Below are 8,337 nucleotides of genomic sequence, written 5' to 3'. Positions count from 1 at the left end.
TAATATAATTTTTGTAGCTTTTAAATTTTCTCTTAGAAATTTAGTCCAGTATGAAATTAAGAAAATAAAATAATAAATTTATAGGGGTTATGCTCATCACAAAATAGCGCTTTAAATAGGACAAGCTAGTAACATGAAATTAGTTACTAGCAAATCACAGATGACTAATAGTCTAGCTTTATGCTTGGTTAAATTTATCCTTTAGCATCTCGTATACTTCGTTGTTCTCTCTTTTGCCAACAACTAGCACTAACACTACTATCTCACTATCTTTTACTTGATATGCCAAGCGGTAGCCGACATCTCTTAGCTTGATCTTGTAGACATCTTCATAGCCTCGTAGCTTGTCTTTGGTAACCTTTGGGTTTTCTAGACGCTCACTTAGCTTCTTTTTAAACTGCACTTTTATGCTATTGTCTAGCTTTTGCCACTCTTTTAAAGCGCTTGGCAAGAACTCTAACTCATAACTCATCTAGGCTTACTTTTACTGGTTTTTCACCACTTGCTAGAGCAGCGTCTACTGCTTTACTTAGATGATACTCTTCTATTATCTCTGCCATTTTTTCATAGACAGAGCTGGGTACTAGATAGGCGCTAGGGACATTGTGGTTTAGTATAGCTACAACATTATCTCCAGCTTGTTTTAAAATTTGAGCTGGAGACTTTTTTAGCTCGCTTATGCTAGCTGTGAAATTTGCTTGTATGGTTTGCATTTTTATCCTTTATTTAATACCTAAAATAATACTAAATAAGATATAAAGATAGTCTTAAAACTCATGCTTTGAAATTTGCCCCTATTCATTTTCATACGATACCATCTCTACTTTAGCCTTTAGTGTATTAGCGTTAATGGGCTTGGCATAAGTGTTTAGCAAAATTTTATACTGCTTTTCATGTCCTACTATCTGGGCTATAAGGTTAGCTTCAACCTCGCGCTGCACTAGATAGTCTATAAAGTAGTGCCTAAAAGAGTAGAAGGTCTTTTTAGAGTCTTTGTCTATAAACTTTCTTTGGATCTGGCTTCTAAAAATTTCAGAGAAGTCCTTATTGCTTACCTTAAATATATTTCCGCTTTTTTTGCTATTAACATATTCTAGCAGGCCTAGATCTATGAGCTTACTATGGATAGGCACAAACCTAATGCTGTTTTTAGTCTTGGTGGTTTTGCCATCATTTGTGTTTATGTTAAAGCAGTAAATTCCATCTTTTAAGGTTATATCTTCCTTATGAAGCTGTGTGATCTCTTTTATCCTCATGCCACTATAAGCAGCTATCATTGTGACATAGTAGAGCTCATTAGCCTCTATCCTTGAACTTGGAGATTTGCCACTTTGTTTGATACTAGTTACTATCTCAAAGATCTTTCTAGCTTCTGATGCTTCGTATGGAAGCACTGCCCTTTCGCTAGGGTCTATGTCTATCTTTACGTTCATTTTTGCAGTTATGCTTTTACCTATATAGCCGCTATCAAAGCAGTAGTTAAAAAACTGAATAACCCTTATCATATATTTTTGGATAGTAGGCTCAGAGAGTTTATCGTCCTTTTCTCCTAGCTTAAGTATCTGAGATAAACTTTTATCTTTGTACTTACTCTTTTGAGCTAGCTTAGTTGGAATTTTATAAAGAAGATCTCTAAATTCAAGCAAGTTATCTCTCGTGATCTTATAAACTGGCGTATCTTCTTTAAAGTATAAAAATAAGAGCTTTTTTACGCCAGTAACTAATCTTTGCGTATCTGGCGACCACTTGTCAGCTCTTTTAGTGTTTGTTTCAAATATATGAAATGCATCCTTTAAGCTCTTTTGATCTTCTAAATTTAAAGCTGAGAATTGATTGCTAGAGCCAGATGCCACTTGCAATGCTTTTCTAATCTCATACTCTTGTGTTACTTGGGCGCTAGGATTAAAAATACTAAAGCTACTATCTTCATCTAATTTTATCTTGATATTTTTTGGTGGATTTGGATCCATTATGATATCTTCCATGCTTCTATGGCTATTATTTGTTCTTACTAGCTTTAAATTTGAGGTCGAGCCATACTTTTGATCTAGTATGGCATAAACCGTTTCGCTAATCCTCTGAGCCATAGCCTTAAGCTGTCCATCCGTAATGGGCAAACAACCACTATCTTCAAGCTCTTTTATATTTTCTTGGAATGAAGCTATGTCCTTAGCGTCAAACGAACTAGGTTTGGCATGTTTGGCTAAGTTATCGCTAGAATCATCTTCGAGAAAGTATTGCTCACGCTTATCATCAAAGAGCACGCTGCTCTTCTCAAGCTTTGATACAAGATAGTTAAGTGTTAGTATATTCTTCTCTAAAAGAGTTTGCCCTATGTTCTCTTTATCCTTACTACCAAGAGCGCCAGCAGTGTTAGTGATATTGCTTATATCCTTAATTAAAATTTGAGGTAGATCGCCATCTATCAAACTTTGTTTAAAGTAGTCATTGAGCGCATTTAGAAATTCTACATCCATCTTCTTGTTAAGAAGAGAGTGCTCTTTGATACTCTTACTAAGCTTCACTTTCATAAACGAATTTACAAAAGATTGGATTATGCTATCACTAAGATTCATGTGAACCGCCCTTTTTATCAGGTAAAGATTATTATCTAGAATTTTAGCCCTTTTTCTGGCTTTTTCCAAGAGATTAGTGGATGTGGAGAAGCAAATTTCTCGCTTTTCGTTAAAAAATTTTCTGATGCTTGGAGCAAGTGTAGCTCGGTAGTAATATATACCGTTTCGCTCCCTTAAGTGTTGTCCCATATTTAATAGTCAACCGGTCAAAAATGGAACAGTTTTACGTAATGACTAAGTAAAAAATCGTCTAAAGTGCGTATTTCAGGCTTTTGTGAGCTCATATAAAAAATCCTCATAAGCCGGAGGTCGGGAGTTCAAGTCTCCCCCGTGACACCAGAACACACTATTTTAGGCGCTAGCAGTGATGCTTTTGTTCTTTCCCTTTCTTTAAAATTTCCTTTAAGAGTGGAACACTTAGTTACTAAAGTGGGACAGTCTCTTAAAAATTCCAACGATTATAGAGCCATCACCCTTTTAATACCATAAAAATAAATTTGTTTTAAATTCTTGCTTCTAGCTTTTATTTTAGGTTACCTTTAAAATACCCCAAGGAACATCCATCTACTGCCAATAGTTAAGCTTCAGTAAGTTTAACAGTAAAGATGAAGAGCTTCATAGTAGAGCCTTTGTAAAGAATTTTCTTAAAGGCTTTCAAGAAAGCTTTGAGAAAGACTATACCGCACAGCCTTACGTACAAAAAATGAAAGAGTATATAATAACGAAGAAATAAAATGTTATACGAGTTTGCAAACCGGTGCTAGCTATATAAATTTCAAAAACATAACCGATATAAAAGATCTGGTAAAGACCATAACTCATGAAAACCAAAGATCGATGGATATACAAGATCATAGAGATATAAACAAAAATAGAGATAATGATACCAAATACGCGTCAAATTTCTCAAATTTTGCGAGAAGTAAAGCATTCAATTGGGGCAATATCAAAACAATGGAGAGATTTCTTAAATATAAAATCAATAAATAGGGAAGATAAATTATTAAATAATATGATAGAAAATGATGGAAATATTTTTAGACATACAATTTTTCAAGGAGTAAATTATGAACTTCGCAATACGATAAAAGACAATACTATCGGCGGTAGTGGTAATGAATGATTTTTTTAATGCTTTCTGGCGAGAATTTCAATATAAAATCATAGATTTAATCGTATATTTAGCCAATCATCACCCATTAGTTGCTTGGATTATCTTATATTTTTGGGTTTGCTCGTACTATATTTTTGTTTTAAGTTTATTCGCCATTGTTATATAATCTATAATAAATCTAAAAATATAAAAATTTTAAAAATAGGTATATCATTTTTTATTCCTATTGTTATTGTTTTTTACTTTCTCATTAAATTCACAATCTACAAATCAAATGGATGTTTAGTTTATTTTTGCATCTTTTCGTAGATTTCTACTATTGGCGTGATTTTTTGGGCTTTTCGACCTGAAAAATTTATACCAGATAAACCACAAAATAGAAACCCTAAAAAACAAAAGAAGCAAAAAGTTAAATTTGAAAAAAGTAAGAATTCGTTTAATTTTACAAATGTAAAATTAAAAAATAAACAAAGCAGCGGCGATAAACAGAAATTTTAAAAATATCTCTAAAATAGGAACGACTGAAAGAATAAACGAAAAACTATTAGCCAATACCCCAAAAGGCGGAAAATTAGGTGGCGACGGTATATTAAGACATAACGGCAAAGAGTATGTAGCTCATAGTATGGATATAACGGGAAATAAAGTGATATATCAACAATTAGGTAAAAATAATAAACCGGTAGAGGTTTATAAAATTACTAACGATAAAGGTTATTTAGTGATAGCTTCTAAACCAAAGCTCTCTACTTCGGAAAGCAGTCCTAGTACTTTAATAAAAGACGTAACAAAAGATATTAAATTTTATGATAGCTCAAAAACCCGGGTATAGTAGCAGGCGCCACCATAGGCGGAGGTATAGATATTGGATCGCAGTATATAAATAACGGCTATAGTTTTAAAAATATTGACCATACAGAAGTAGTAATAAATGCATTAGGCGGTGCATATGGCGGAGCTGCTAGCGGTTTATTCTCGGCAATAGTCAGAGGCGCTTTTGTTAACTCATCTACAGAACTATATTCTCAACTTAAAGATAGATCAAGAGATGTGGACGCAGAGAGAGTGGTAGGAAAAGGTTTTGCTGGTGGATTTTATGGACTGTTCGGCAGTCTTGCGGGAACAGGCGGTAAAAACATAAAAGTAGGCGATGGGGATTTACGGACTGAGGCTGAAGCTGGGGTAAGTATATTTACTGGAATAACACAGGTGGCTGTAGTAGTATGAGTAGCAAAGATAATAAAAATAACAAAGACGATAAAAAAGAATGAGAACAGATATAAAAGTTTTGTTTAAGAACATTAATTTTAAAATAAGCATCATCTAAATTTTTTAGATATAATTACGCAAAAATAATATTATTAAAATCAGGTAAAGGAACTCATGAAAAAAATATTTAAATTTCTATCTTTTTTAGTATTTATGCTATTTCTTACAGGATGTGCAAAAGATCTTATTATAAGCAATATGCCAAATTCAAATTTGAACTATCATGGCGATAATGTTCCTATAACTATCATAGCTTATAAATTAAGAGATGTGGCTAAATTTAAAGAAGCTAGCATTATCGATCTAGCCGAGAGAAATGGTGAAATACTAGGTTATGACAAGATTGACTCTATAAAAACACAAATTCAGCCAAATACAAATAGATATGCTTTTACAAATGTATATCCTGACGAGGTTCCGTATGTTGGTATTTTGGTACTTTATGCTGATCAGAGCAAGACAAATATCAAGGCTTATAAAGCTACAAAAGAGATAAAAGAAAAAAATATAGTTTTTGAAATAACAAAAAATGGCGTAAATGTTTTAGACGCTAGTAGCTCTAAAATACAAGCAAGCAAATAAAATGTCTGAAAAGCTAAAAGTCGTTTGGTATAACGGAATGAACGTTGATAAGGTTCATTTCGAGCAGCAAGAAAGATATTTTGAGAGAAATTTAAACCTAAAAACCATCTCTTCTTTTTCAAATTTATACGGTGTTTTAGATTTAGAAATTTCAAGCGATCTTTTGCTTCAAGGCAAAATAGGGCTAACTAAAATTTCTTGTATCTCTCAAGATGGCACGATTTTTAACGCGCCAGATCAAGATGAATTACCAGAGCCACTTGAGATAAGCCCAAGTGAGCCAAACTCAGCTATTATAGTGCTAAAACTACCTATTAGCTCAGGTTTGGTTGATATTAGCTTGCAAAATAATTTACCAAATCTAAAATTTACAGCCAAGCAAGCACTTATCAGCTCAAGAGTGCATGATGAAGCTAGCAATGATATATTGAACGAGCTAGACGATAAAGATGATTTTGAACTATCTTCTGCCTTTACACAAGATAAAGAAAATCTAATCCTAGCAAGCCAAAGATCATCTCTTGGAGTATTTGGCTCAAAGATGCCTTACGAGCTTAGCATACCAATTTGTAAAATAAAAAATATAGACCTAAATAAACAAATAACACTTGACGAAAAATTTATTCCAACTTGTATTGACATCAGTAAAAACACCTTTATAATAAATTTTATAGAGGAGCTTAGCTTTGCTACAAAGCAACATCAAGAGAGTTATTTTGGGTTGCTAGGAGGTGTTGATCAAGCTAAAAATAGACTTGATTTTTCAACGTATTTAACACTAAATATGCTAAAAAAATGGAATTTAATATTCTCTTATTTGTTAAAGAAAGATAAATTTCACCCAGAGTATTTGTATGAAAAATTAGTTGATTTTCAGGCTGATTTGTTAGCACTTAGTCATGATAATAGTTTTAGCGAATTTATAGCCTACGATCACAATAACTTAACTCAAACTTTTGTGCCTTTGATAAACAATCTAAGACTTTTATTCTCACATATCTTATCTCCAAAATATATAATGGCGCAAATTGTTAAAAACAATCACGGCTTTTATGACTGTATTTTTGATAATCCAAGCATTATTGAAAACTCAGAAATTTATTTTGCTATTCACAGCGATACGAAAAATGAGTATCTTCTTAAAAATTTCAAAGAGCAATGCAAAATCCATACTCAATCAAATATAAAAGGCATAGTATCTTCACAGCTAAGAGGTATAAACGTAGAGCAAATTTCTGTTGTTCCTAGTACTTTACCGAAGTTAAACGATTATATCTATTACAAGATAGACAAAAAAGACGAAATTTTTAAAAGCTTTGTAAATCAAAATGTGATTAGCGTTTATATAACAGCAAATTTACCGAATGCTGACATTAAAATGTGGGCTTTATTATAAGGATAAAAATGAACGAAAATCAAAATGAAACCTCAGTTTTAAGTCAAACAAATCTTTTGGGTCTTGGCACAAATCTTGCACTAGATCACGTGTTACCATTGCTTCTTTTGGCAAATAGGGTTTCAAAATTACAAAATTTTTCACAAAGTGAAATGGCAAATTTACGTGAAAAATTGATAAACGATATCTTAAGCACTACTTCAAAGATATCAAATCTAGGCATTTACGAGGAAGACGATATCATTAGGCTTAGATATTGCCTTTGTGTTTTTATAGATGAGAGCTTGCTAAAAAATGAAATTTTTATGAACAGCTTTTGGGCCAATAATACCCTGACAACAAGATTTTTTAATGAAAATCTAGGCGGAAATAAATTCTTTGGCATTATGGATAAGTGGTTTGAAAATGTTGGCAAAAATAAAGATTTCTTGGAATTTATATATGCTTGTTTGGTGCTTGGCTATAAAGGAAAATATGAAACCCAAGAAGATTGCAATGAAAAAATTTCTTACCTTTGTGAAAATATAGCTTCGGCTGTTTCTCCGCTTATAAAGGCTGATGAAAATGTATTTGAAAAGAGCTACTTAAAACAGACAAAGAAAAGCTTTCTTGAGGTATTTTCGCTAAAGCGTTTAAAATTTTATTTCATTTTGCTAGCTATTGCCATGATTGCAGCTGCATTTTTATATAGTACATATTCTATGGATCAAAACAATATCAGAAACGATAGTGTCCTAAATAATAAGATAGAGAATTTTATGGATAACAAGTAAGTGCAAGATAATTTTTGTAATAAATTTAATGAAGATTTTTTAGAGAATGAGCTTTATATTAGTTTAACTGATGAAATGTCAAAGTATAAAACTTTGATGCATGATAGCATAAAGTGGGATTACGTATTTAGCTCATCTTTAAAAGCCTTAAGTGAGTTTAGCCTTGATGCTAAGCTTTTAAATTTCTTAGCGATTTCTGCTATAAATTTAAACGACAAAGAGGCTTTTAAGACACTTATAAAAGCCTTTGCTTTTTTTCTATTTATTTTGAAAAAAGAGCCAAATTCGCTTGCAAAAAACGAAAAGCAGCTACCTGCTAAAAAAAAGATAATAGCTCAGACAATAGAGCTTTTTACGCAAGCTAATGATAAAGCTTTGGATCAAGCTGACGCAAAAGCCTTTAATGATCTTGTGCCTGAGCTTTCGCAAGAGCTTGGTACACGTTTTGATACACTTTATATAGAAGAAAAAAAAGAAGAAATTTTAAAAGCTAAAGAGCCAAAAGTAATTACTAAAACTGAGCCAACTTACCATCAAAGCGTTTCATTTAGCGGCAATGACATTAGTACATTTAATGATAGAGAATTTAGAGAATATTTTATAAATTTATCACTAATGCTTTTAAAG

9 protein-coding genes are annotated in these 8,337 nt (G+C 32.3%); 6 read left to right on the top strand and 3 right to left on the bottom strand.

What is annotated here, in order from left to right:
* Positions 1 to 178: 178 nt before the first annotated feature.
* From FZ949_RS03660 to FZ949_RS03650, 3 genes are all read right to left on the bottom strand, one after another.
* Entirely contained in the window at positions 179 to 472 is a 294-nt protein-coding gene (locus FZ949_RS03660) for a type II toxin-antitoxin system RelE family toxin (protein ID WP_103598904.1), read from the bottom strand.
* Positions 462 to 713 (bottom strand): type II toxin-antitoxin system Phd/YefM family antitoxin, encoded by a 252-nt coding sequence (locus FZ949_RS03655; RefSeq protein ID WP_084042015.1) that lies wholly within the window; start codon positions 711 to 713, stop codon positions 462 to 464. Before FZ949_RS03655 ends, FZ949_RS03660 begins: the two co-directional genes overlap by 11 nt.
* 81 nt (positions 714 to 794) lie before the next feature.
* On the bottom strand, positions 795 to 2,576 hold the full coding sequence (locus FZ949_RS03650; RefSeq protein WP_148790148.1) for a site-specific integrase: 1,782 nt from the start codon (positions 2,574 to 2,576) through the stop codon (positions 795 to 797).
* Positions 2,577 to 3,456: 880 nt separating this feature from the next.
* On the opposite strand from FZ949_RS03650, the gene FZ949_RS03645 reads away from it, so the two are divergent.
* The 6 genes from FZ949_RS03645 to FZ949_RS03625 all read left to right on the top strand — a co-directional run.
* The gene (locus FZ949_RS03645) at positions 3,457 to 3,699 is read left to right on the top strand and encodes a hypothetical protein (protein WP_148790147.1); all 243 of its coding nucleotides are present in this window, start codon (positions 3,457 to 3,459) and stop codon (positions 3,697 to 3,699) included.
* 616 nt (positions 3,700 to 4,315) lie between these two features.
* Positions 4,316 to 4,522 (top strand): hypothetical protein, encoded by a 207-nt coding sequence (locus tag FZ949_RS09270; protein ID WP_107953950.1) that lies wholly within the window; start codon positions 4,316 to 4,318, stop codon positions 4,520 to 4,522.
* A gap of 551 nt (positions 4,523 to 5,073) precedes the next feature.
* Positions 5,074 to 5,541 carry a type VI secretion system lipoprotein TssJ gene (tssJ, locus tag FZ949_RS03640; protein WP_054195914.1) on the top strand — a complete coding sequence of 156 codons (468 nt, stop codon included), beginning with the start codon at positions 5,074 to 5,076 and terminating at the stop codon, positions 5,539 to 5,541.
* Between the two features lies 1 nt (position 5,542).
* Positions 5,543 to 6,937, top strand: a complete 1,395-nt coding sequence (gene tssK, locus FZ949_RS03635; protein WP_107953949.1) for a type VI secretion system baseplate subunit TssK — start codon at positions 5,543 to 5,545, stop codon at positions 6,935 to 6,937.
* Positions 6,938 to 6,945: 8 nt separating this feature from the next.
* Positions 6,946 to 7,710, top strand: coding sequence for a type IVB secretion system protein IcmH/DotU (icmH, locus tag FZ949_RS03630; protein WP_103579701.1), 765 nt, complete (start codon positions 6,946 to 6,948; stop codon positions 7,708 to 7,710).
* A partial coding sequence (locus FZ949_RS03625; RefSeq protein ID WP_148790146.1) for a hypothetical protein occupies positions 7,711 to 8,337 on the top strand: 627 nt, incomplete at its 3' end.

Source organism: Campylobacter concisus, assembly GCF_902460545.1.
GTDB classification, from domain to species: Bacteria; Campylobacterota; Campylobacteria; order Campylobacterales; family Campylobacteraceae; genus Campylobacter_A; species Campylobacter_A concisus_AE.
The sequence above is the reverse complement of the archived record's forward strand: the minus strand, read 5'-3'. Positions and strand labels throughout refer to the sequence as shown.

Bases quoted from the DNA above. Each gene is read 5' to 3' on its own strand.
- tssJ (WP_054195914.1), top strand. From the start codon at position 5,074: ATGAAAAAAATATTTAAATTTCTATCTTTTTTAGTATTTATGCTATTT.
- icmH (WP_103579701.1), top strand. From the start codon at position 6,946: ATGAACGAAAATCAAAATGAAACCTCAGTTTTAAGTCAAACAAATCTT.
- FZ949_RS03660 (WP_103598904.1), bottom strand. From the start codon at position 472: ATGAGTTATGAGTTAGAGTTCTTGCCAAGCGCTTTAAAAGAGTGGCAA.
- tssK (WP_107953949.1), top strand. From the start codon at position 5,543: ATGTCTGAAAAGCTAAAAGTCGTTTGGTATAACGGAATGAACGTTGAT.
- FZ949_RS03645 (WP_148790147.1), top strand. From the start codon at position 3,457: ATGATACCAAATACGCGTCAAATTTCTCAAATTTTGCGAGAAGTAAAG.
- FZ949_RS09270 (WP_107953950.1), top strand. From the start codon at position 4,316: ATGGATATAACGGGAAATAAAGTGATATATCAACAATTAGGTAAAAAT.
- FZ949_RS03655 (WP_084042015.1), bottom strand. From the start codon at position 713: ATGCAAACCATACAAGCAAATTTCACAGCTAGCATAAGCGAGCTAAAA.
- FZ949_RS03650 (WP_148790148.1), bottom strand. From the start codon at position 2,576: ATGAATCTTAGTGATAGCATAATCCAATCTTTTGTAAATTCGTTTATG.